Annotated in this window: 10 protein-coding genes and 1 pseudogene; 4 read left to right on the top strand and 7 right to left on the bottom strand. The window is 64.7% G+C overall.

Going from position 1 to position 24,886, the window contains the following annotated elements; translation table 11 throughout:
- Nucleotides 1-37: 37 nt before the first annotated feature.
- Together F6B93_RS19110 and F6B93_RS19105 are read right to left on the bottom strand one after the other, a co-directional pair.
- Nucleotides 38-334 carry a ferredoxin gene (locus F6B93_RS19110; protein ID WP_211696489.1) on the bottom strand — a complete coding sequence of 99 codons (297 nt, stop codon included), beginning with the start codon at nucleotides 332-334 and terminating at the stop codon, nucleotides 38-40.
- Nucleotides 335-342: 8 nt separating this feature from the next.
- Nucleotides 343-1,650: an NADH-ubiquinone oxidoreductase-F iron-sulfur binding region domain-containing protein gene (locus F6B93_RS19105; RefSeq protein ID WP_211696488.1), complete on the bottom strand. Its 1,308-nt coding sequence runs from the start codon at nucleotides 1,648-1,650 to the stop codon at nucleotides 343-345.
- A 37-nt stretch (nucleotides 1,651-1,687) separates the two neighbouring features.
- Between F6B93_RS19105 and F6B93_RS19100 the strand changes: the two genes are divergently transcribed.
- Nucleotides 1,688-2,161, top strand: coding sequence for a hypothetical protein (locus F6B93_RS19100; protein ID WP_211696487.1), 474 nt, complete (start codon nucleotides 1,688-1,690; stop codon nucleotides 2,159-2,161).
- 14 nt (nucleotides 2,162-2,175) lie between these two features.
- Here the strand turns inward: F6B93_RS19100 and F6B93_RS19095 are convergent, their stop codons facing one another.
- From F6B93_RS19095 to F6B93_RS19080, 4 genes are read right to left on the bottom strand one after another with little or no spacing between them, the layout of a single operon-like run.
- A complete protein-coding gene (locus tag F6B93_RS19095) occupies nucleotides 2,176-3,027 on the bottom strand; it encodes an alpha/beta fold hydrolase (protein WP_425518569.1) in 852 nt (283 codons plus the stop codon).
- A gap of 32 nt (nucleotides 3,028-3,059) precedes the next feature.
- On the bottom strand, nucleotides 3,060-3,458 hold the full coding sequence (locus F6B93_RS19090; protein ID WP_211696486.1) for a Rieske (2Fe-2S) protein: 399 nt from the start codon (nucleotides 3,456-3,458) through the stop codon (nucleotides 3,060-3,062).
- Nucleotide 3,459: 1 nt separating this feature from the next.
- Nucleotides 3,460-4,605, bottom strand: a complete 1,146-nt coding sequence (locus F6B93_RS19085) for an amidohydrolase family protein (RefSeq protein WP_211696485.1) — start codon at nucleotides 4,603-4,605, stop codon at nucleotides 3,460-3,462.
- A 41-nt stretch (nucleotides 4,606-4,646) separates the two neighbouring features.
- Complete coding sequence (locus tag F6B93_RS19080; protein WP_211696484.1) at nucleotides 4,647-5,738, bottom strand: amidohydrolase family protein; 1,092 nt, start codon at nucleotides 5,736-5,738, stop codon at nucleotides 4,647-4,649.
- 1,094 nt (nucleotides 5,739-6,832) lie between these two features.
- Between F6B93_RS19080 and F6B93_RS19075 the strand changes: the two genes are divergently transcribed.
- Nucleotides 6,833-9,367: a PE family protein gene (locus F6B93_RS19075; protein WP_211696483.1), complete on the top strand. Its 2,535-nt coding sequence runs from the start codon at nucleotides 6,833-6,835 to the stop codon at nucleotides 9,365-9,367.
- A gap of 641 nt (nucleotides 9,368-10,008) precedes the next feature.
- Here the strand turns inward: F6B93_RS19075 and F6B93_RS23185 are convergent.
- Nucleotides 10,009-10,119 (bottom strand): annotated as a pseudogene (locus F6B93_RS23185) (hypothetical protein); the annotation flags it as partial.
- A 1,243-nt stretch (nucleotides 10,120-11,362) separates the two neighbouring features.
- On the opposite strand from F6B93_RS23185, the gene F6B93_RS19070 reads away from it, so the two are divergent.
- Nucleotides 11,363-12,568, top strand: a complete 1,206-nt coding sequence (locus tag F6B93_RS19070; protein ID WP_246541162.1) for an integrase — start codon at nucleotides 11,363-11,365, stop codon at nucleotides 12,566-12,568.
- 1,047 nt (nucleotides 12,569-13,615) lie between these two features.
- Nucleotides 13,616-24,877 (top strand): PPE family protein, encoded by an 11,262-nt coding sequence (locus tag F6B93_RS19065; protein ID WP_211696481.1) that lies wholly within the window; start codon nucleotides 13,616-13,618, stop codon nucleotides 24,875-24,877.
- The last annotated feature ends 9 nt before the right edge of the window (nucleotides 24,878-24,886 follow it).

The following is a 24,886-nucleotide window of genomic DNA, read 5'->3' as shown; positions in this document are numbered from 1 at the left end:
AAGAATTCCTCGCTAAACGGGTCGAAGACAACGTTGTTCACCGCGTAAACCCCCACTCGGCCTCGTTCGACTCGGTCTTGAGACGCGCGGCAGGATCCTCTTCGATGTCTGGCGGTGGCGGCAAGTCGTCGGGACGGCGTTCATCCATTTCCATGATGGCGTGCACCGGGCAGTCCATCAGCGCTCGCATCACCGCGTCGCCGTCCTCGCTGGCCACAACACCGTCACCAATGATCGACGCGTATCCCCAATCGTCAAGAGAAAAGTGTCCAGGTGCTTTCTTAGCGCAGATGCCGAAGCCATCACAGACGGTGCGGTCGAGTCGGATTCTCATCGGTTTGGTCACCTCGGTGTCACCGCCTCCACCTCATAGGGGCGATCGACGCGGAACGGGCCGCCGCTACATGTGCGGCAGCCGTCGGCGAGATGACGCTCCACGTCGCCTGGAAACTTCTCGAGCAGACTCGCCGCCACATTGGTCGCCGCATCCAGCGTGGCGCAGGCCCCGCGCCCACGCAACGATACCGACCAGCGCTGTAACCGGTAGAGGTCCTCAGTGCTGGCGACGCCGTCGCGCAGCGCCCCCGCCACCGCGGCCATCGCCGCGGTTCCGTTGAAACACGAGCCACATTGCCCAGCGTTCTCACGGTCGAAATAGGCCAGCACGGATGCGGCAACCGCCACTGGACAGTCGTCGGTGATCACCGCAATCGCGCCACACCCGAGGCCGCTGCCGAGGTCGCGCAGTGACTCGTGGTCCACCGCGGCATCCAACACTGTGCGATTGAGCAACCCGGCAAAGTAGCCGCCGAGCAGCGCGCCCTGGACCTCATCGGTCGAAACCCCATGGAGCGCCAGAAGTTCAGTGACCGGCAAGCCGTGCGGGACTTCGTAGAGGCCCGGTGGCCGGCCGGCGCCGGTCACGGTGACCAGGACGGTGCCGGGCGAGAGCGCTGTGCCCAGCGAGCGGAAGGCCGCGAAGCCGTGGTGCTGCAAGAAGGGCAGGTTGGCCAGCGTCTCGACATTGCTCACCAGGGTGGGCTTGCCGCCGACACCGGCTTCGAACGGTCGGGGCGGCTTATCCATGGGCTTGACGGGACCGCCGTTGATAGCGCGGGTGGCGGCGGTCTCTTCGCCGGCAATGTATCCCGGATCGACCCTCCACAGCTCGACGGGAACATCCTCGAGCGTCTGGGGCTGGCGTTCGGCCAGTGCGGCTGCGATGCTCTGGGCAGATGCTGGATCGGAGACATACACATAGGCGTGATCTGCCGCCACCATGAGAGCGGCCAGGCGCAGCCCGTCGAGAACGAGATGCGGCCGTTGCCGCAGCAACCAACGGTCCTTGATTGACGCCGGTTCACCTTCTTCCCCGTTCGCGACAATGATCGCGCCACCGGCGGCGCGCCCATTGTCGCGCACGGCGCGCACCTTGATTGCGAGCGGAAAGGCCGCACCGCCGCGGCCCCGCAGGCCGCTACGCTCGACTGCTGCGAGCAGCGCTTCGGGTGTCGCCAGGGGACGGTAGCCGCCGTGCTCCAGGTAGGTGGCGTAGTTCTCCGGACTGGCGCCGGGCCGATCGCCCAACAACCGCGAGGGACAGCCCGGCCAGGCGGCAACGGTGATTGCTGGTGCGACACGGGTTTCCATCGGCTATCTCCCCATCGCCGCGGATAGGCTGGTGCCCATGCGAACTGCCGTGGTGCGCGTCAACGTCGACCCGTCGGGCCTGCTCACCGCTGCACAGCTAACCCGAGGCATGAGAACGCTCCTCGGACTTGCCCACGAGCATGGCGCGGACGTCGCCGACAACAACCTCGCCGCTATGCCGGCCAGCCGCCGCGAAGTGGAAGTCCTCATCGCCAGCGACCGTGTCGAGAACGGGCAGGAAATCGTCATTAAATTGTGTGCCAAAGCATTTGGTACGAACCCGGTGGCCGGGGTGGTGACGTTCGTCAGCAGAGGGACCGACGACGACGCGCACGGGGTGTTGTCGGCCTTCGGGCTCGCGGGCGAGATTGAACGCCAGCCGTGCGATGACGGGTTCGACATCGTCTACGTGACCCTGCGTGAAGCCGATCTCGAGCGAGTGCCGGAGAGTCGGATCCATACCGCGCTGGAGGCGTCGCTGAACTGCGAGGTTCACATCCGTACCACGTAGCGCAACGGGAGACATCACGAGTCCAAGAAGTCGAGGATCGCGGGCGCCGCCTGCACCCAGGTATCGAACAAGTTGAAGTGCGCCACTTTTCCAGCCGCGCGGTCTTCGGCCGCTCGTTCCCACGCGTCCTCCGGCCATGGCGGATCGATGAGTTCAGCCCCTTTGATCAGGCAACTTACCTCCAAAGATGTTCGCTTGGGGTGATCCCAATCGTTCTCGCCGCCGCGAATTATCAGTGTAGGAACCTTGATTCGGTTGAACATTTCGTCGTCGACACCCGGGATCGTCTGGCCGGGCTTGGGTACGAACGCGTTCAGCCAGCGCATCATGACCGTGAGGAAAGCGGCCGCGTCGAGTGCGAGAAACCGCTGCCGGTTGTTGGGGTTTTCGGCAATGCGGTCGCGCCATTCGGGAACCTTCAGCAGCCCTTCAATTCCCGAGAAGCGCACGGCCTGAATGCTAGGGAGTACATAGAACGCGCCAAGCTGATACATGCCGTACACGCCACCGACGATGTTCCATACCACGAGCTTGGTGACTAGTTCCGGATACAACATCGCGGTGAGCATGGAATCCCTTGCCCCGCCCGATCCTCCGGCAAGGATGCATTGCTCGAATCCAAGCGCGCTCAACAAACCGCGCAAAGTCTCAGCGCGCATGTGTGACTCGCTGTGCCCGTAGAACTGCACATCGGAGGCGCCGCAATTCGGCCGGTCCCACAGCAGCACCCGATAGCCGCCCTCAGTGAGTGCCTCGGCCAGCGGGCGTAGGCCGGGGACGTCCTTGCCGAACCGGCCACCCGGCGTCAGTGCGATGAGATCGCCTTTCTCGCCCAGGATTTCATAAACGACGTTGCCGGCGTTCACCGCGACCGCGCCAGCCCGGCATTCCTGAGAGATCACGCCATCACCAGCACGTCGTTGCCGATCACTCGCACCGGGTAGGTGCGGATACTCCACTCCGGCTTCACCGCGGTGGTGCCGGTCGCGAGCTCGAAACCCCACTGATGCCACGGGCAGTAGATGTACTCCAGATCCCGCACCATCACGGCATCGCCAGCGGCATTCTCGTCGACGATGGTGCGCCCGCGTGCACGCCCCGAGCACAGCGGACCGCCTTGGTGTGGGCAGTAATTGGCGATAGCGTAGAAGTTGCCGTTGACGTTGTAGACGCCCACGCCGTGCCGGCCGATCGGCACCAGCTTGTGGGTGCCGGGCGGGATCTCGTCCACCGTCGCGACGACGTGTTCGCGGCCCTGGGCGAGCCGCGGCTGGCGTCGTGGGGTGTCGTCGGCCAATTCAGAACACCCGCGTCTGACCTTCGAGCACCGGAACGGTGTCCGGGAGGTGATAGGTGGCGATTCCGTTTTGGAACATCACCGCGTCGCGAGCCGCTTTGGGAAGATGCTTGACCAACCAGCGCGGGTCATCGAACGTCCAGTGCGGGTAGTCCGAGGAGTACAGCAAGATCTTGTCGCACTCCATCCACTCCAACGCGCGGGTCAACTCCATCTTGTCTTCCGGGTAGTCCAGCGGCTGCGTGGTGAACTTGATGTGCTCCTTGACGTACTCTGACGGCTTGCGCCTGATGTCCATTCGTGACTTGCGCGCCGCATAGATGGCGTCCATGCGCCACATCAGTGGCAGGATCCACGTGAACGCATGCTCGACCAGCACGATCCGCAGCGTTGGGAACCGGTCGAAGACGCCGTCGAAGATCAAACTCATCACTTGATTGGCCGCGAGCAGTGAGTAGGTCACCATGAAGTCGTGGTTGTAGCTGGGAAAGCCGACCGGCGGCATGGGCAGCATCTCGTAGTTGCTGCGCGACAGGTGGCAACTCACCGTGATGTCGTGCTTGGTGGCCGCCGCCCAGACTGGGTCGTAGGTCGGGTGCCCCCACGAGGGGCGCGGCTCGGCTTTGAGCAGAATCTGCGCCATGTAGGGGTGCCCGGCCCACCGCTCGATCTCGGCGGCGGCGCCCTCGGGATCCTCGATGGCCACGCAGATTGAGCCTCGCCAGCGTTGGTGCCAGTTGTTGTGGCTGTCGAGCCAATGATTGGCCTGCCAGTCGTTGAGTGCACACGAGAACGCCTGGTGTGCTCCGGGTAGGCGCGGCGTTCGGCCGCCGGGCTCGAGGATCGCGATGTCGGAGCCCGCGGCCATGATCAACTGGCGAAACGCCATGTCCGGATCGCTGCCCGGGAACTCGCCATCGGGGGGGAAGGTGTCCACCCGCATGGCGTAGCTATGTGCGTAGTCCGGAGCGTCGTAGTAGATCAGCTCGCCGACCCTGTGGTCGCGGAAGAACTTGCTGCGCCACGGCTCCGGGATGTACGGGGTGATTTCGCCTCGCTTCGGCACCGGGTGGACATCCGAGTCGACGCACCGTACCGCGATGCGCTCAGTGGCGGGAACCCGGTCCTGTGTGTGAGTAGCCGTCATCTCGGCCTCCTCGGTCTCGGTCGTTCACTTCAATTGTGCGACTAGCTCGTTGCGAGGTCGACCGAAATGTCGATTCCATAGAGGTCGGCCGCGTTGCGCCAGGCGACTCTGTCGCGCTGCTCGGCAGACAGAGCGGAGGGCAGCTTGGTGATATCGGCGCACTGCCAGTGCGGATAGCTGGACCCGAACATCACCATGTTCTCTTTGCCGGTGAACGCGAACCATTCACCGGCAAAATCGGCGTCGCCGGGCCCGTCGAGGCTGCCCTGGACGAAGTACACGTGGCCGGGCAGGTAGTCGCTGGGTATCCGTGGCGCCCACGGTGTCTGCTCAAGGTGCGGCCGGCCGAACGTGTCCATGCGCCAGATGAATGGCGTTACGAAGTCCGCCGCACCATCGGCCCACACGAACTTGAGGTTCGCGAAGCGCTCGAACACTCCCTCGGCGATCATGTTCATCAGGTGGTACAGGTAGTTGAGCGCCATGAAGCTGACGTATTGCTCATAGGTCTGTGTGTGCCCCGAAGGCGTCGGCGGCAGCGCGATACCTTCTCCGGTCTCGATGTGCACGGCAACCGGCAGATTGGCCTCGGCGGCCTTCTCCCACAACGGCCAGAATTGTGGTTTGCCATAAAGCTCACGGGACTGCAGCGGAACCCCGATCTGGACCACCCGCGGGTGCTGCTGCCATTTGTCGATTTCGCGCAGCGCGCCGGCGATGTCGTCGGGGTTCACCCGGATGGTTCCACGGAAACGGTCACCCAACGTGTCGGACTCCAACCAGCGCGACACCATCATCTCGTTGTGAGCGGCGTGCAGCGCACTGCCCAGATGCCGGTCTGGCATGATGCCGCGGCCCATCGGGTGCAGGATCGCCACATCGACCCCACGCTTCGAAAACAGCTCGTGGCCAACGAATTCCGGATCTGATCCCGGGTAGCGGCGGTTCGGCCCCTCGGTGTTCGTGGCGTATTCGCTAGCGGGTGCGCCGTACCAATCCATCTCGTAGTCGGGGAAGCCGCGACTCTTGAAGGGCTCGCGAAGGAAGCTACGCAGGTCTTTGTTGGACGGAAAGAAGATGTGCACGCTGGCGTCGATGACTGGCGTGCGAGTTCCGTCGGCGTGCTTGATCACGACACCCACCCTCCGGCTCTGGAAGCCAGCGCGAGCCCGGCCAGGTCATAGTGAAAGGCAATCTAACATTCTGGCGGCTCCACTATCAATAGCTTTCCGGTAAGCGTTTCAGTTTAGCGTTGGTCCTGGTAGTTGCCAATATTCATGCAGCCGCAGAACCTCGGGTGACACAGGCAGCGCAGGTGCCATCGCCGGGGCTGGTTCAGCCCGGCGTCTTGTGAACGATCCGCACGAGCGCATTGAACTACCGATTGCCTGCGGTTGGTTCGAGGGCAACCATGTGGCCTGTCGGCGGGTGTCTTGTTGGCGGCCGGCGTAAACGGCTAAGTGCATTTGCCCAAAACTTCGTGTTGACTCATCAACAATGCCCGCGAAATGGTGATGGGTGAAACATGGGAAGTTAATGATCGCCGACATGCTCGCGTGGAAATTACCGCGACGTATGCCGCGGCGCAGGTGAAGTCTTTGGGTAAGCATAAGGAAGCCCTGAATCGCGCGGTCGACACGCGGGTTGCTCGCGCGCTAACAGCGGTCGACCGCTGAACCCAGTGGCCAAGTGGCCGCCGGGTTCGAACCGCGATGTTGCCATGTGCTGGGGCGGCGAAGGACAGGATCTCCTCAAGGAAAAGTCCCCTCCGGCCCTGGCCGCTGATGGGCTCTTCGGTACAGATTTGCCGGGCTGGCGACGAAATCGACTCTGCACCAAAATATTGCACGGGGGTAAGGTTGCTCATTGGGTGCTAACCCGCAGGGGAGTTCGTCCGGGTCTTGCGCCTGCATCAAGTGGTTGCACTTCGACTCTCTGGCTGCCGGCTTCTTCCCTTCTGGGGTCGCCGACGGGTGAAGACGAGCACCGCCCGGCCCGGGTGACGCGTCCTCGCGCACGAGCTCGGCGGCTCGCATCCAACCTCTCTGCGAACAGAGATCCGAATTCTAGAACGGTGAAACACGCGTTTCGCGGGCCTATTTGTTTGAGGCAACGGTTGAGCGCCGGATGTGACCGAATCGCTAAATTGCGGGTCGGGGCCGCGATAATATCTGGCACCAATTCTGGCGTACAGCGAATATTTGTCGATGGCTTGATTGGAGCGGCGATGTCGTATCTCAGTGCAACACCGGAGATCTTGGTGGCGGCGGCCGCCGATGTGCAGAGCATCGGTTCGGCGCTGGGTGCGGCGAATGCGGCGGCGGCGGTGCCGACCACTGCGGTGTTGGCCGCCGGGGCGGATGAGGTGTCGGCGGCTATCGCGGCACTGTTTTCTGGTTTTGCCCGCGATTATCAGGCGCTCAGCGCCCAGACAGCGGGCTTTCATGCCCGGTTTGTGCAGGCCTTGAGCAGTGCGGGGGCCGCGTATGCCGGCGCCGAGGCGGCCAACGCGTCGCCGCTGCAGGCCCTGGAGCACGAGGTGCTGGGTGTGATCAATGCGCCCACCCAAGCGCTGTTGGGGCGTGCGTTGATCGGCAACGGCGTTAATGGGGCGCCAGGCACCGGGGCTAGGGGCGGCGATGGCGGGATTCTGTGGGGTAACGGCGGCGCCGGGGGGTCGGGCGCGCCCGGTCAAGACGGTGGCAACGGCGGGGCCGGCGGGCTATTCGGCATCGGCGGGGCCGGCGGGGCAGGCGGTGCCTCGGCAATCGGGGTCGGCGGAGCAGGCGGGGTCGGAGGGTCTAGCGGGCTATTCGCCGCGGGCGGAGTCGGTGGTGCCGGTGGAGACTCCACGGGCGGAGCCGGCGGCGCAGGCGGGGCCGGCGGCGCCGGCGGACTGTTCGCCGGTGGCGGGGCCGGCGGGATCGGAGGAAACTCCATCGCCGGAGCCGGCGGAGCCGGCGGCTCAGGTGGCGCCGGCGGGTCGTTCGCCGGCGGCGGCGTCGGAGGCTTTGGTGGGACCGGCACTACGGCTGGCGGGGTCGGTGGGACGGGCGGCGCGGCCAACCTGATCGGTACCGGGGGAACTGGCGGGGCCGGCGGGTTCGGCTCGATCACAGGAGGGGCCGGCGGCACCGGCGGCGCCGGCGGGGTTTTCGGCGCGGGTGGCGCTGGCGGCGATGGCGGGTTCGGCAACACCACCGGCGGCGCTGGAGGTAGCGGCGGGAGCGGCGGCACGCTCGTTGGATCCGGCGGGGTTGGTGGCAACGGAGGCGTCGGCCTCACCGGCGGCACCGGCGGCACCGGGGGTAGCGCCGCTGGCCTCGTCGGTGATGGTGGAAGTGGCGGGCGCGGCGGCACCGGGCTGCCCGGGACAGACGGTGTCAATCCCACACCCATAGGCACCACGGCAGCCAGCGGCGACAATGGCACCGATGTGACCGGGATGGGTGATCAAAGCGCGGGCGCAGGAGACCCGGGCAGTCCCGGCAACTTCGGAGAGAATGGCGGCGACGGCGGAAAGGGTGGGCAAGCAGAGTCCCAGGGCGGTACGGGCAGGGGCGGCCAGGGTGGTGCTGGTGGTGCTGGCGGTACCGGTGCCAGCGGCGGCGATGGTGGTGTTGGCGGCACTGCGTTGGCAGCAAACGGCGTCGCTATCGGGGGGGCGGGCGGAAACGGCGGTGACGGCGGTGTTGGTGGTGGCGCGGGTGGCAACGGTGGCCGCGGTGCCGATTTCGCCACTGCGGGAACTAACTCAGGCCCCGGCACCGCCGATGTCGAGGCTATCGGCGGCAACGGGGGCAACGGCGGCAACGGCGGCGAAAGTACCGCGGCCGGAAGTCCCGCTGGCGCCGGCGGCGCCGGCGGCAATGGTGGTAGCGGCGGATTGTTCATCGGCAATGGTGGCAGCGGCGGCGCCGGGGGTAGTGGCGGGATTGGTGGCAACGCAGGCGGGCTAGGGGGCTCGGCAGGCGACGGCGGGGTAGGCGGCGTCGCTTTTCTCGGCCCCATTGACGGTGGTTCCGGACAGGCGTTCAGCGGCGACGGCGGCGCCGGCGGGACCGGGGGCGGCGGTGCCACCGGCGGGACGGGAGGAGCTGGCGGCGCCGGTGGTAGCGGCGGGCAAGGCGGGATGCTGGTCGGGGACGGCGGTCGCGGCGGCGTCGGCGGTTCCGGGGGCCTCGGCGGCAACGGCAGTGGTGGCGGCGCCGCCGGCGCCGGCAACATCGGGGCAGTCGCTAGCGGCTCCGAGTTCGGTGACGGTGGTTCCGGTGGCGACGGTGGCGCCGGGGGCCTCGGCGGCAACGGCGGGGCCGGTGGCGCCGGTGGCAACGGCGGTGCCGGCGGAATGTTGATCGGCAGCGGTGGCCTCGGCGGCACCGGCGGCCTGGGCGGCACCGGTGGTAGCGGCGGCAGCGGCAACGCGGGCGGCAACGGCGGCGATGGCGGCACAGTGGACCCAGGTGCCGGCCCGATTAGCGTCGGTGGGGATGGCGGCAACGCCGGCAACGGCGGCAACGGTGGCGCCGGCGGGGCTGGAGGTGCCGGCGGAACCGGCGGCAGCGCGGGCGGATCCGGCGGCGCACTGTGGGGCCAGGCCGGCAGCGGCGGCGCGGTCGGCGCAGGCGGCGCAGGCGGCGAAGGAGGCGCCGGCGGTGCGGCTGGCGCGGCCGGTAGTGGCGGCACGGCGAATGGCGGAAACGGCAGCGACGGCAATCCCGGCGCCGCCGGCTTTGAGGGTATGAGAGGCGCGCCTGGCTAGAGCTGCTGCCGCCAGATCCGCCGACCGTAGCTTTCAGCGAATCGGTCAGTCGGTGAGATTCGGTGCGCCGCTTGCCTTGTCTGCCAGCACGGTTCGCGCTGCAGCCTCAGCGTTGCCGGGTTCGCTCTTGCCGCGTTGACGGCGGATATGTCGATCAGGATGTGGCACTTCGAGCACTCGATGCCTAGATCGCGAGACAGTCCGGTCCCAAGGCCCTGGTTCCTTGACGCCGACCTGCCCCAGTTTCCCCGTCCCACGCATCGATGTCAGCAGTGATGCGTAACTAGCTGGTGTAGCCGGGAATTCGGTATCGCTGATCAGTCGGCCGTTGAGGTCGATACCGTCGATTTGCTGGCCGGCAGGGTAAGGCTGGGTCCTCTTTGTTGGCCGGGGCGCCGGACGGACAGGGTGCACGGACCAGCGATGGGCCCGGGGCGGGTACGCAACCGCCACTGGTGTTGAGGGATTCTTTAGGGCCGGTGGGGCCGGCTCCGCCCAGGGTCAACCGGGCTCGACCGGCGCCACCCCCACCGCCGGCACCGGCCGGGGACGGCGGCACGGGAGGCGGCGGCGTCGGCCCCGGCTCCAGCGCTACGCCCGGCGGCGCCGGCGGAACCAGCGCATCCTGATCGGTTTCCCGCGACACCACACTGACGAGCACCTGGGGTCACGTCCAGGCCGATCCATCCGAGGTCGACCACCGCGAGCGAAGAGCCCTCGACAAGAACGGAATTCAGTTCCACCGCGTTGTGCTCGGTGCTCGATGGCCCTTCTGTCGCCGGACACCGCGCGAAGCCGGCAATCGGTAGGGACCACGGCTGGCGGCAGAGCTGAAAACGAAATCCGCGGGCGGTCCGAACCAGGCTACGGCGATGGTGGGTCGGCGCACACCCTCGGTGCGGCTCGCTCGGCCTAGCGAACGGGTTTGCGGTGTGCGGCCTTGTTGGACGTCGGCGAGTCCGGCAGTGTCGGAGATTCCGATCGTGTCGTGGTGTCGAGGGCGCCAACCCGCGTTGGTTGCCCGTGCCGGCGTCGCCGTGAGCGTTCGAAGCGGTGCGGTCGGTCGTGGGGTGGCCAGGACCGATGGCGGCATTCTGGCTGGGATCGGGCCGATCTGTCCAGCGAGGGTCGATCGATCGTGTTGGTCCGGGAGCGTGGCCGTGTTGTCTGAACGGCTCGCGAGTCAGGGCCGGGCGCACACCGGCCGTGCCACGGTCGGATCGTGGGCGCGTGCTTGTTGGACCCCGGCCACGTCACAGCGACCATCTTCCCGCTAGCTAGCAAACATTATTGTGGGTAGCCTGGCCCGGGCAACGCTGCGCATCAATACTTGCCGTAAAAACTATTATTAAACGTCAACGAGTTGTCGAAGTTCGCTATATAGTTCTGATGGCGCCCCTAGGAGCGCGTGCAGGGACTAGGTCAGCAACTACAAGACGATGACTCATCTAGGCCTTCGGTGACGGTACCGCCAGTGCCGGCTGGGGCTCGAGTTGTTGCCGCGGGCGGCTTCGCGCGTGGTTGCGGCGGCTATTCAGGCCGCATCGACGGGGCTAGTCCAGGACCGATTGTGGTGTCGATACGCTGAGAGGGGCCTGAGGCGATGGACTTTCCGGTACGGAATTCAGTTCCACCCGCCGTCCTCGGTGTTCAATGGCTCTCCTGTTGCCGGACACCCGTCCGAAGCCGGCACCCGGTCGGTGAACCACGGCTGGCGGCGTAGATGAACACGAATTCCGTAGTGCGGCACCCATCGGAATTGATGGTCTCCGCCCCCCGCGGCGCGCATCTACGCCCGGGGGCCGATGAATGGCGACCGAGCGAAGCGCACAGTCGAATCTGGCCCTTGGGCAGACAGTATTCCTTGGCTCGGCTGAGCATCCAGGCGGAGCAGCGTGTCGAGGCGGTGGTCTCGGGCACCCGGACTGTAGATCCGCGAGATGAGGCTAAGCCGTGAGCCAACGCCAGGCTGTCTTGAGTCAACGCCAGGCTGCAATGCAGGCATTCGCGACGCGCTATCCGTGGGAGGACAAGGCCGGTAAGCAGAAGATCCTCGATGAGTTGTGTGCGATCACCGGTTGGCATCGCGACCATGCCCGCAAGGCGCTGCGAAACGCGTTGGGGCCCAGCGTCGTCAAGGCCCGCGCCGCGCGCCCACCCAAATACGGGCCAAAGGTCATCGCGGCGCTGAGCTTCTGCTGGGAGGTGTTGGGCAGGCCGGCGGGCAAGCGGCTCGCCCCGATCCTGCCCGAGCTGGTTCGGACCCTGCGAGCGTTCGGCGAGTTGGACATCGACGATCGCACCGCAACGCTGCTGGCCGGCATGTCGGCAGCAACGATCGACCGGCGCCTGGCCGGCCAGCGCAACATGCGCGAGTTCACGCGCCAGTGGCCCACGAGACCGGGGTCGCCGCGGAAGAGCCCGACCCCGGTGCGCACCTGGGCCGAGTGGGACCAGGCGGTGCCCGGGTTCGTCGAGATCGACTTGGTCGCCCACGACGGCGGCAACCCCGGCGGGGAGCACGCCTGGACACTGATCGTCACCGACATCGCCACCGGCTGGGCGGAGTACCGCAGCCTGCCCAACAAGACCCCCCCGTCGGTACTTGCTGCCCTGGATGACATCGCTCGATCGATGCCGTTCTCGATCCTCGGCATCGACTCCGGCAGCGGATCGGAGTTCCTCAACCACCACCTGCTCATCTGGTGTGAGCAACGCCAGATCACGTTGGCGTTGTCGCGGTTGTCCAATGGGAATGACGGCAGCCACGTCGAAGACAAGAACTGGGCCATCGTGCACACTGTGGTTGGCTACCACCGCTACGACACCGAAGCGGAACTATTGCTGCTCAGTAAGACCTGGGCATTGCAGTCGGAACTGTCCAACTATTTCTCCCCGCAGCAGAAGCTGGTTTCCAAAGTTCGCGTCGGCGCCAAGGTCAGCAAGAAATATGACACCGCAACCCCGCATCGTCGTGCCGAGGCCCACCAGAAGGTCACTGATGAGGACAAGACGATCCTGGCGGACACGTATGCCGGCATTAACCCCGCCGCCATACGGCGCCAGATAAAGGCCCATACGGCACAGCTGCTCGCCATCACCGCCAGCAAGAGCGCGCCCAAGATCAAGACCGTCATCTCCGCGTCCTCCCGGCCGCCATGTGCGGATGCGTCGACAACTCGATCGATGTTGGCACTCTGATAAGAGCCGACAGCTCCCGTCCGAGCAGTGGATCGGCGGTCTTTCTTGTTGCGTTGCCGGCCTTCCGACGGTGGCCCTGCGCTAGGAAACACTGTGTCGGCGTTGTGGAAACCGCAAGTGCCCGTTTGGATCGGGTGGTTGCCGGGGCGCTGATCACCCTGCGGCGGTACTTCGGACAGACGGCACTATCGACGTGAGCGGCCGGCGAACCCTCTCGGTGCTCGAGGCCGCCGAGTAGTCATGGCTGTATTCCTTTGATTGGCGGCCGGTGTCGACCGCAGCGATCATCCGCTGGCGTCCGAATCAGGCTATGGCGTTTGTGGGCGGCGCATGCCGTTGGTGCGGCCCGCTCGGCCTAGCGAACGGGTTTGCGGTGTGCGGCCTTGTTGGACCTCGGCGAGTCCGGCAGTGTCGGCAATTCCGTTCGCGGCGTGTTGCCGAGGGTGCCAACCCGCGTCGGTTGCCGGTGCTGGCGTCGCCGCGAGCCTTCGAACGGTGCGGTCGGTCGTGGCGTGGCCAGGGCCGATGACCGCAGCCTGGCTGGGATCGGGCGGATCTGTCCAACGAGGTTGGGATCGATCGTATTGCCCCGAGGGCGTAGCCGTGTTGTCAGAGCGGCTTGCTAGTCAGCGCCGGGCGTGCACCGGCCTTGCCGCGGTCGGATCGTGGGCGCGGGCTTGTTGGACTCTGGCCACGTCACGGCGGCCATCCGCCCGCTATCCAGCAAACATCACTGCGGGCAACTTGGTCCGGGTAGCGCTGTGCGGAGATACTTGCCAGAAAAACTATTATTAAACGTCAACACGCTATAGGTGTTCGCTATATACTTCTGATGACGCCCTTGGGGTCGCCCGTAGGGACCATCACAGCAACGATAAATCGACGTCTCACCAGGACCGTCACTGACGGTGGCGCCAGCGCCGGCTAAGGCCCGACTTGTTGCCGCGGACGGCTTGCGAGCGTAGTTGCGGCGCCAGTTCAGGCTGTATCGACGCGGTGAGTCCAGGACCGACTGTGGTGTCGATCGGCTGAGAGGGGCCTGGGACGATGGACTTTCCGGTATTGCCGCCGGAAATCAATTCCGCATTGATGTATGGCGGGCCGGGGCCGGGGCCGTTGTTGGCGGCGGCGGCGGCGTGGGAGGGCCTGGCTGTCGAGTTGGCGTCGGCGGCGGTTGCGTTCGGGTCGGTGACCTCGGGGTTGGTGGGGGAAGCGTGGCAGGGAGCGGCGGCGGCGGCGATGGCGGCCGCGGCGGCCCCGTACGGGCAGTGGTTAGGGGCGGCGGCGACCCAGGCGCAGGAGGCGGCGGGGCAGGCGCGGGTAGTTGCGGGGGCGTTTGAGGCCGCGTTGGCGGCCACGGTGGATCCAGCGGTGATTGCGGCCAACCGCGCGGTGATGCGAGCGCTGGTGATGTCGAATGTGTTCGGGCAGAACACCGCGTTGATCGCGGCCGCTGAGGCCGACTACGAGCTGATGTGGGCCCAGGACGTGGCGGCGCTGGTCGGCTATCACACCGGCGCCTCGGCCGCGGCGTCGGCATTGCCGGTGTTTGGCGCGCCAGCGCAGGCGCTGCGGGGACTGGCGGGGTTGCCGGCTGTCGGCGCTGTGGCCGCGGCTCTGGTCGCCAATCCCGGCAGTGTGCTGAGGCTGAATGCGGGTGCGGCGAACGTGGGCAATTACAACATCGGCGTGGGTAACGTCGGGGAGCTCAACCTCGGCGGGGCAAATATCGGTGGCCAGAATTGGGGCGCAGCCAACCTGGGTATCGGCAATGTCGGTTTCGGCAATATCGGCTCCGGGAACGTCGGGTTCGGTAATTCTGCTTTGGGCTTGGTCCCGGGTATCGGCAATGTTGGGTGGGGCAACGCCGGCAGCAGCAACGTTGGTTTCGGAAACCTGGGTGTAGGCAACATCGGGTTGGCCAACACCGGGAACAACAACACCGGGATCGGCTTGGTCGGCGACAATTTAACCGGGTTCGGGGGCTGGAACTCCGGGACCGGAAATCTCGGGTTGTTCAACTCCGGCACCGGCAATGTCGGGTTCTTCAACACCGGCACCGGGAACTTCGGTATCGGGAACTCGGGGGCCTACAACACCGGTATCGGGAACTCCGGGATGGCCAGCACGGGACTGTTCAACGCCGGGAATTTCAACACCGGCATCGCCAATACGGGTCATTACAACACGGGGAGCTTCAACGCCGGTGACACCAACACCGGTGATGTCAATCCGGGCAGCATCAACACCGGCTGGCTGAACACCGGCAGCATCAACACGGGCCTGGCGAACTCCGGTCATGTCAACACCGGCGCCTTCATCGCGGGCAACTTCAGCAACGGCATGTTCTGGGTGGGTGATTACCAGGGGCTGTTCGGCGCGGTGGACGGAACCGTCTCGATTCCCGAGATCCCGATCGGCTTTGGCCTCGACAGCGGCATCGGCCCCATCACCCTCGAGCCGATCCAGATTCTCCCCGACATCCCGATCAATATTCACCAGACCATCAACTTCGGCCCGCTGGTCGTTCCGGACATCGTGATTCCCGGGTTCGGCGGGGGTCCGGGCATATCGATCGATTTCGGCCCCTTGACCATCTCACCCATCACCCTGTTTCCCCAACAATTCTATTCCGCAGATTTTTCGGTCGGCCCTTTGACACTGGCTCGCCTCGGCATCTTTCCTGGGATCACTATTGCTGGTGATGGTGACCCTACGATTATCGGCCCCACTATTGTCGACGCCACTATCCAGCAATTCCCCTTGAGTTTTTCCTGGGATCTCCACGCCCTCAGGATCCTGTCGAATGGCAGCCCTGTTCTCGACGATATCAAGCTCTTTCCGAATGGGTTGAGTGTGCCCGATAGTCCGTTGGCGTTGCTGGCCGGTGTGTCGATCGGAACTCCGGGCTTCACGATCCCGGGTTTTAGTCTTCCGGCGCAACCGCTGCCGTTGACGATCGACATCAACGCTCAGATTGACGGTTTCAGCACCCCGGCGATCACGATTGACCGCATCCCCATCGACGTCGGGGCCGGGGTGAATATCGGTCCCATCCCGATCCAGGGCCTCTACATTCCGGCGGCAGGTCCGGGGGTGGGGAATACGACCACGGCTCCGTCGTCGGGTTTCTTCAACTCCGGTGCCGGCGGTGTGTCGGGTTTCGGGAACCTCGGTGCGGGCACCTCGGGGTGGTGGAACCAGGCGCCGAGCGCATTGGTGGGGGCGGGTTCGGGTGTGCTCAACGTCGGCACACTGGGCTCGGGTGCGCTGAACGTGGGCGCGGGTGTATCCGGGCTGTACAACACCAGCGCGCTGAGTCTGGCGACGCCGGCGCTGCTCTCGGGTGTGGGCAATCTCGGCGAGCAGTTGTCGGGGTTGTCGTCGGCGGGCACCACGCTGAACCAGACCCTGATCGCCAACCTCGGGTGGGCCAACGTCGGCAACGTCAACCTCGGGTTCGGCAATGTCGGCGACGTCAACCTGGGTGGCGCCAACCTCGGTGATTTCAACGTGGGGCTGGGCAATCTTGGCGACGGAAACGTCGGGTTCGGCAACCACGGTCAGGGTAACGTCGGATTCGGCAATTCTGGTCCCGGGTCGGGTCTGGCCGCGGGTCTGGCGGGTGTGGGCAATATCGGGTGGGGCAACACCGGCACCGACAACTACGGTTTCGCCAACCTGGGCGTGGGCAATATCGGGATCGCCAATACCGGCAATGGCAATATCGGTATCGGGCTGGTCGGGGATAACCAGGTCGGGTTCGGGGGTTGGAACTCCGGCGCCGGTAATCTCGGGCTGTTCAATTCCGGCACCGGCAACATCGGGTTTTTCAACACCGGCACCGGCAACGTCGGGATCGGGAACTCGGGCGGCTTCAACACCGGGATCGGCAACTCCGGCACCGCCAGTACCGGCATGTTCAACTCCGGGAGCTTCAACACTGGTGTGGCCAACCCGGGTAGCTACAACACAGGCAGTTTCAACGTCGGTGACATCAACACCGGGGATGTCAACCCGGGCAGCATCAACACCGGTTGGTTCAACACGGGTGCGGCCAACACCGGTCTGGCCAACTCGGGCACCGCGGGCACCGGCGCGTTCATGTCAGGGAACTACAGCAACGGCATCGTGTGGCGCGGCGACTACCAGGGCCTTATCGGGGCACACCTCGTGCCCACGATTTCGGAGTTCCCGATCACCACCCACGTCGGCGCCGGCCTGGGTCCGGTTAATGCGGCGCCGGTCGCAATTCCTGCCCTGCACTTCGCCATCACCAATGCATCTGTGGGTCTGGGTCCGTTCACCATCCCGGAAATCACCATTCCCGCCATCCCGGTCCACGTCACGGGATCGGTCGAACTGGGGGAGACCACTTTCTCGGCCGCCGCCGTTCTTAACCTCGTCAGGGCGGGGTTGCTTTTCCCGTTACCACCCATCAACTTCGATACTCCGGTTGTCTTCATTTCATTTCTCAGTGCGCCCCCGCTCGCTACGGGGCCGATCCTTGTCGCTGGCCCCAGCCTGGAGCCCACTGGTCGCGCGTTTCCTGTGGCCTTTGCCCTGAACATCGGTCCCTGGACCGCTTTCCCGGATGGTTTCACTATTCCCGCGCAAACACCGGTTAGCGTGGGCGTGTCCGGCGGCAACGATCCGTTCACGTTGTTCCCCGGTGGGCTGACATTCCCGCAGGCCTCGGCGGGAGTCGCCAACTTCTCCGGGGGGCTGGACGCGTTCACCTTGTTGCCCAACGGGTTCACCATCGATACGGTCCCGGCCACCCTCGACGGGATCGCCACTATCGGCCCGATCAAGCTCCCGATCATCGACGTTCCGGCGGTCCCGGGCTTCGGGAACGCCACCGAGGTCGCTTCGTCGGGGTTCTTCAACTCCGGTGCGGGTGGGGGATCGGGTTTCGGCAATGTCGGTGCGGGCATGTCGGGCGTGTGGAACCAGGCCCATGACGCGTTGGTGGGTGCGGGTTCGGGTGTGCTCAATGCCGCCACGCTGGGTTCGGGTGTGCTCAACGTCGGCTCGGGGATCTCGGGGCTGTACAACACCGCCACCGTGCCTGTGGGCACCCCGGCGGTGCTCTCCGGTGTGGGCGGCATCGGCCAGCAGCTGTCGGGGGTGTTCGCGGCGGGCACTGCGGTGAACCGGACCCTGATCGCTAGCCTCGGATTGGCCAACGTCGGCGACCTCAATCTGGGGTTGGGCAATGTCGGGGATGTCAACCTGGGTGCGGCCAATCTCGGCGACCACAACCTGGGGTTGGGCAATGTCGGTGGTGGCAACGTCGGGTTCGGCAACATCGGTGCCGGCAACATCGGGTTCGGCAATTCGGGTCTGCGGGCCGGTGTGGTGGGCCTGGGCAATGTCGGGTGGGGCAACGCCGGTAGCGACAACTACGGTTTCGCGAACCTGGGTGTGGGCAATGTTGGGTTCGGTAATTCCGGCAACGGCAATATCGGGATTGGGTTGGTTGGGGATAACCGGGTTGGGTTCGGGGGCTGGAACTCCGGTAGTGGCAATGTCGGGTTGTTCAATTCCGGTACCGGCAATGTCGGGTTCTTCAACACCGGCACCGGCAATTTCGGTGTTGGAAACTCGGGCGACTTCAACACCGGGATCGGCAACTCCGGTGTCGCCTCGACTGGGTTGTTCAACGCTGGGAGTTTCAACACGGGTGTGGCCAATCCCGGTAGTTACAACACGGGCAGTTTCAATGTCGGGGACACCAACACCGGTGATGTCAACCCGGGCAGCATCAACACCGGCTGGTTGAACACCGGCCAGGCCAACACCGGCATGCTCAATACCGGCTCGTTGGGCACCGGGGCGTTCTTGTCGGGCAACGCCAGCAACGGCATCCTGTGGCGCGGCGACTACCAGGGCCTGTTCGGCCTGTCGTTGGGCATTTCGATTCCTGAGTTCCCAATCCAGATCACCGTCACCGGTGGGGTGCCTCCCATCGTCATCCCCGATATCGAGCTCGTTCCCCCGCTGCACCTCGGTATCGGCGGCGCAGTGAATTACGGCTTCGCGGTGCCCGACATCCCCATCCCGGCAATCCACATCGGCATCGACGGTGCCGCCAACGCCGACTTCACCGCCCCGGCCACCACCCTGCTGTCCGCGTTGCCATTCAATGGGGGTCTGAGTGGTCCCACAATCACACTCTCGAATATCTCTCTCGACCCATTCCTTTATGGAGTGGATCTTCCAATTGTTGGGTTATCGGGAATAATTGGGCCCATCGGTCTCGCTCCGATTACGATTGTCTCCGCCTTCAATGAGCCGCTACTATTCGGCGTGGATCGTATTGGTCTGGACGCAATCTCGATCAGCGAGTCGATTCCTATAGCGATTTCGCCAATGAATATCCCCGCCTCGCTCATCGAGGGGATATCGATGAGCGAGGTCTTGCCGATTGATGTGTCGGTGGATATTCCCGCGGTCACTGTGCCGGGTGTCACGCTTGACCCGATCCCGCTGGATTTCGACCTTCTCACGGGCGCCGGTCCCATCGACATCTCGATCCTCGACATCCCGGCGGTACCGGGCTTTGGGAACTCGACCGAGCTGGCGTCGTCGGGCTTCTTCAACTCCGGCGCTGGCGGCGGATCGGGCATCGGCAACATCGGTGCGGGCGTATCGGGCTGGTTCAACCAAGCCGCCGAGGCCTCGGTACTCGGGGTGTTGTCGGGTCTGGGCAACGCCGGCACGCTGGCCTCGGGTGTGCTGAACTCGGGCACCGGCATTTCCGGGTCGTTCAACGTGAGCACGCTCGACGTTGGGACGCCGGCGCTGATCTCGGGTCTGGGCAACCTGGGTGATCACCTCTCGGGTTTGTCCCTCGACGGGCTAAGCGCAATGCTGGACAGCCCCTCCGGCGATAGCGGCGGCGGTGGCTCCGGCGACCCCAGCATCATCGACGTGGCGCTTGCCGAGCTCTGGCACCTGAACATCCAGAACCTGTTCGATTTGGGCAACCTCGGCGGGATCAACCTCGGCTTCGGCAACATCGGCGAGTTCAACGTGGGCGCGGGCAATGTCGGGCACGGCAATCTCGGGGGCGGCAACAATGGTGGAAACAACCTCGGCTTCGGCAACCTCGGGAACGGCAACGTCGGGTTCGGCAACCTCGGCGACGGCAACGTCGGATTCGGCAACTCTGGTCTGCGGGCCGATTTGGTGGGTCTGGGCAACATCGGGTGGGGTAATGCCGGCAGCGACAACTATGGTTTCGCGAACCTGGGTGTGGGCAACATCGGCTTGGCCAACACCGGCACCGGCAATATCGGTATCGGGCTGGTCGGGGACAACCTAGTCGGGTTCGGGGGCTGGAACTCCGGGACGGCCAATGTCGGGTTGTTCAACTCCGGGACCGGCAACATCGGCTTCTTCAACACCGGCACCGGCAACTGGGGGATTGGGAATTCGGGGGACTACAACACCGGCATCGGAAACTCTGGGACAGCCTCGACCGGACTATTCAACGTTGGCAGTTTCAGCACCGGTGTGGCCAACGCCGGTGGCTACAACACGGGCAGCGGCAACGTGGGCAGCTTCAACACCGGTGACTTCAACCCCGGCGATGTCAACACCGGCTGGTTCAACACCGGTGATGTCAACACCGGCTGGTTCAACACCGGTGATCTCAACACCGGTGCGTTCAATTCCGGCAATTTCAACAACGGGGCGCTGTGGACGGGTGACTTCCACGGCGTGCCGGCCTTCTCCTACAGCATCGAGATCGACGGCAGCACGCTGGTGGACTTCGACGAAACGTTCAACTTCGGCCCGATCGTCATCGATCAGATCGATATCGCCGGTATCTCGCTGTTCGACATTAACGAACTCATCGAGATCGCGCCGTTCGCCATCCCGCAGATCGATGTTCTCCCGATAGGTCTGGACATCAACGAATCGATCGTGATCGACCCCATCGTGTTATTCCCGGCCACCACGATTGCCGCCCAAGACATTACGATCCCCCTCGACAGTGAACCCGGACCCCCATCAACGCTGACGCTTCCCCTCATCACTTTGACTGCCCTCCGCACGCAGTTTGTCATCGGTACTAGCATCGCAGTCCTAACCGAGCCGAGCGCACCCACCAAGGGCATCACCATCCATTCCGGTCCCACTCTTGCAAGCACCGGTAGCCTGGTGATTTCTCTCCCGGAAATCGCTATCCCGGAGATCGCTACCTCGAGTATTCCGTTGACTATTGACGTTTCCGGTGGGTGGCCGGGATTTACGTTGTTCCCAGGTGGGCTGTCGATTCCGCAAAACCCGATTCCATTGACGATCGATGTGTCGGGCGTGCTGGATCCGATCACGATTTTCCCGGGCGGTTTGACGATCGACCCATTGCCGCTGAACACCGCCCTGAACATCACGGTGCCCGACATCAGCATCCCGTTGATCGATATTCCGGCGACTCCGGGCTTTGGCAACGCGACATCGACTCCGTCGTCGGGGTTCTTCAACTCCGGTGCGGGTGGGGGATCGGGTTTCGGCAATGTCGGTGCGGGCATGTCGGGCGTGTGGAACCAGGCCCATGACGCGTTGGTGGGTGCGGGTTCGGGTGTGCTCAATGCCGCCACGCTGGGTTCGGGTGTGCTCAACGTCGGCTCGGGGATCTCGGGGCTGTACAACACCGCCACCGTGCCTGTGGGCACCCCGGCGGTGCTCTCCGGTGTGGGCGGCATCGGCCAGCAGCTGTCGGGGGTGTTCGCGGCGGGCACTGCGGTGAACCGGACCCTGATCGCTAGCCTCGGATTGGCCAACGTCGGCGACCTCAATCTGGGGTTGGGCAATGTCGGGGATGTCAACCTGGGTGCGGCCAATCTCGGCGACCACAACCTGGGGTTGGGCAATGTCGGTGGTGGCAACGTCGGGTTCGGCAACATCGGTGCCGGCAACATCGGGTTCGGCAATTCGGGTCTGCGGGCCGGTGTGGTGGGCCTGGGCAATGTCGGGTGGGGCAACGCCGGTAGCGACAACTACGGTTTCGCGAACCTGGGTGTGGGCAATGTTGGGTTCGGTAATTCCGGCAACGGCAATATCGGGATTGGGTTGGTTGGGGATAACCGGGTTGGGTTCGGGGGCTGGAACTCCGGTAGTGGCAATGTCGGGTTGTTCAATTCCGGTACCGGCAATGTCGGGTTCTTCAACACCGGCACCGGCAATTTCGGTGTTGGAAACTCGGGCGACTTCAACACCGGGATCGGCAACTCCGGTGTCGCCTCGACTGGGTTGTTCAACGCTGGGAGTTTCAACACGGGTGTGGCCAATCCCGGTAGTTACAACACGGGCAGTTTCAATGTCGGGGACACCAACACCGGCGACGTCAACCCGGGCAGTATCAACACCGGCTGGTTGAACACCGGCCACGCCAACACCGGCATGCTCAATACCGGCTCGTTGGGCACCGGGGCGTTCTTGTCGGGCAACGCCAGCAACGGCATCCTGTGGCGCGGCGACTACCAGGGCCTGTTCGGCCTGTCCGCCGAATTCGACGTGCCCAGGATTCCCCTCCTGGACATGGACGGAGCCGCCAACTTCGGCCCGGTGGTCATCCCGCCCATCCCAATTCCGGCGGTCAACACCCACCTGGGCGGTAGCGTCGAGCTGGGCTCGTTCACCATCCCGCAAATCGACATCCCCGCCATCAGCCCGGACATCACCGGAAGGGTGAGCTTCGGTCCCGTCTCCGTCGCGTCCGTCCACATTCCGGAAATTACGTTCAATAGGCTGATTTCCCTAAGTCTGGACGCGTCGGTTGGGTCGACCTCGGCGATGGAGCCGATCCTCGTGTGGAATACGCGCCCCGGAGGAATCTTCGGCCTGGTACCGGATTGGATCGGTGTCGGCGCGGCATTCTTTCCGGGTATAGGCGCACCTCCGTTCGGAAATATCGAGTCAGGTCTCACAATGCTCAGCACGACCGGACCAATCCATGCCACACTCGGTGCGTTTACCGACGGCTTCGACACTCCGGCGCTCAGTGTTCATCAGATTTCCGCGGGCTTCGGTGTGCCCGGCATCATCGACGCGGCCACGATTTTCCCGGGTGGTCTGACGTTCCCCGGAAACTCGTTGTTGAACCTGGATGTGACCGCTTTCGGCGGCGGCGTTGGCGTCCCAGCCATCGTGTTCCCGAAGATCCCGGCCAACGTCGACGGCACGTTGTATGTGATCCCGAGCAGCATCCCGTTGATCGATATTCCGGCGACTCCGGGCTTTGGCAACGCGACATCGACTCCGTCGTCGGGGTTCTTCAACTCCGGTGCGGGTGGGGGATCGGGTTTCGGCAATGTCGGTGCGGGCATGTCGGGCGTGTGGAACCAGGCCCATGACGCGTTGGTGGGTGCGGGTTCGGGTGTGCTCAATGCCGCCACGCTGGGTTCGGGTGTGCTCAACGTCGGCTCGGGGATCTCGGGGCTGTACAACACCGCCACCGTGCCTGTGGGCACCCCGGCGGTGCTCTCCGGTGTGGGCGGCATCGGCCAGCAGCTGTCGGGGGTGTTCGCGGCGGGCACTGCGGTGAACCGGACCCTGATCGCTAGCCTCGGATTGGCCAACGTCGGCGACCTCAATCTGGGGTTGGGCAATGTCGGGGATGTCAACCTGGGTGCGGCCAATCTCGGCGACCACAACCTGGGGTTGGGCAATGTCGGTGGTGGCAACGTCGGGTTCGGCAACATCGGTGCCGGCAACATCGGGTTCGGCAATTCGGGTCTGCGGGCCGGTGTGGTGGGGGGCAATGTCGGGTGGGGCAACGCCGGTAGCGACAACTACGGTTTCGCGAACCTGGGTGTGGGCAATGTTGGGTTCGGTAATTCCGGCAACGGCAATATCGGGATTGGGTTGGTTGGGGATAACCGGGTTGGGTTCGGGGGCTGGAACTCCGGTAGTGGCAATGTCGGGTTGTTCAATTCCGGTACCGGCAATGTCGGGTTCTTCAACACCGGCACCGGCAATTTCGGTGTTGGAAACTCGGGCGACTTCAACACCGGGATCGGCAACTCCGGTGTCGCCTCGACTGGGTTGTTCAACGCTGGGAGTTTCAACACGGGTGTGGCCAATCCCGGTAGTTACAACACGGGCAGTTTCAATGTCGGGGACACCAACACCGGTGATGTCAACCCGGGCAGCATCAACACCGGCTGGTTGAACACCGGCCACGCCAACACCGGAGTGGCCAACTCTGGCAGTGTCAACACCGGCGCGTTCATCGCGGGCAACTACAGTAACGGCACGCTGTGGCGGGGCAACTTCCAAGGCCTGGCCGGCTTCGAACTCGGATACACCATTCCCCAATTCCCCGCCGTGGGTGGTGAGGTCACCGGCGGGTTGGGCCCGATCACCGTGCTGCCGACCATCCATATCCCGTCGATTCCGCTGGGCTTCATCGCACTCGGCGGCGTCGGTCCCGTGGTCATCCCGGAGATCCCCATCCCCACCATCAGCCTGAGCCTCACCCCCACCGTCGACATTGGCACCGCCACCATCGACCCCGTGACGCTCACCATCCCCGGATTCGGGCTGTTCCCCAGCGTTTCGGATATCACCATGACGTCCGGCAGCAGCTCGCCGATGGTGATTGCCAGCAGCTTGATTGCCTCTCTCGCCGCGTACCCGATTGCGGGCAGCCCCGGAGGAAGCGTGTCGGTGCTCCAGGGATTCAGTGTGGCATGGTTGCCCTACCCCACCGCAACGTTCCACCTGCCCGGACTCACCTTCCCAACTGGCCCCATCAACATCGGCCTGCCGGTGTCGCTGAGCACTCTGGGCTTCACCATCCAAGGTGGCTCGCTGCTTCCCGAGCTGCCGCTGGGCCTCGGGTTGTCGGGTGGCATCCCGGCCTTCGACCTGCCGTCGATTGTCTTCGACCGCATCCCGCTGAACGTGAACGCCAATTCCAGCATCGGCGCCATCAACATCCCGATCGCCGGGTTCGGCGGAACCCCGGGCTTCGGCAACACAACCGCCGCGCCGTCGTCGGGCTTCTTCAACACCGGCGGTGGCGGCGGCTCGGGCTTCTCCAACGCCGGCTCGGCCATGTCGGGCTGGCTCAATGCCATCTCAGATCCGACGCTCGGATCCGCCTCGGGCTTCGCCAACTTCGGCACCGAACTCTCCGGCATTCTCAATCGCGGAGCGGGCCTGTCGGGTGTGTCCAACACTGGCACACTTGGCCTGATCACGGCGGCCTTCAACTCCGGATTCGGCAACATTGGCCAGGGCCTCGCGGGCCTGCTGACCACCGGCACCGGACCATGGCCGACGTCGGGATGAGCCCCAAGG

This window comes from Mycobacterium spongiae, from assembly GCF_018278905.1.
Taxonomy (GTDB): Bacteria; Actinomycetota; Actinomycetes; order Mycobacteriales; family Mycobacteriaceae; genus Mycobacterium; species Mycobacterium spongiae.
Note: the sequence above shows the minus strand (reverse complement) of the source record. Positions and strands in the feature narration are given on the sequence as shown.

Excerpts from the sequence above, each read along its gene's own strand:
- F6B93_RS19085 (WP_211696485.1), bottom strand. The coding sequence starts at position 4,605 with ATGACGGCTACTCACACACAGGACCGGGTTCCCGCCACTGAGCGCATC.
- F6B93_RS19110 (WP_211696489.1), bottom strand. The coding sequence starts at position 334 with ATGAGAATCCGACTCGACCGCACCGTCTGTGATGGCTTCGGCATCTGC.
- F6B93_RS19105 (WP_211696488.1), bottom strand. The coding sequence starts at position 1,650 with ATGGAAACCCGTGTCGCACCAGCAATCACCGTTGCCGCCTGGCCGGGC.
- F6B93_RS19065 (WP_211696481.1), top strand. The coding sequence starts at position 13,616 with ATGGACTTTCCGGTATTGCCGCCGGAAATCAATTCCGCATTGATGTAT.
- F6B93_RS19070 (WP_246541162.1), top strand. The coding sequence starts at position 11,363 with ATGCAGGCATTCGCGACGCGCTATCCGTGGGAGGACAAGGCCGGTAAG.
- F6B93_RS19075 (WP_211696483.1), top strand. The coding sequence starts at position 6,833 with ATGTCGTATCTCAGTGCAACACCGGAGATCTTGGTGGCGGCGGCCGCC.
- F6B93_RS19100 (WP_211696487.1), top strand. The coding sequence starts at position 1,688 with ATGCGAACTGCCGTGGTGCGCGTCAACGTCGACCCGTCGGGCCTGCTC.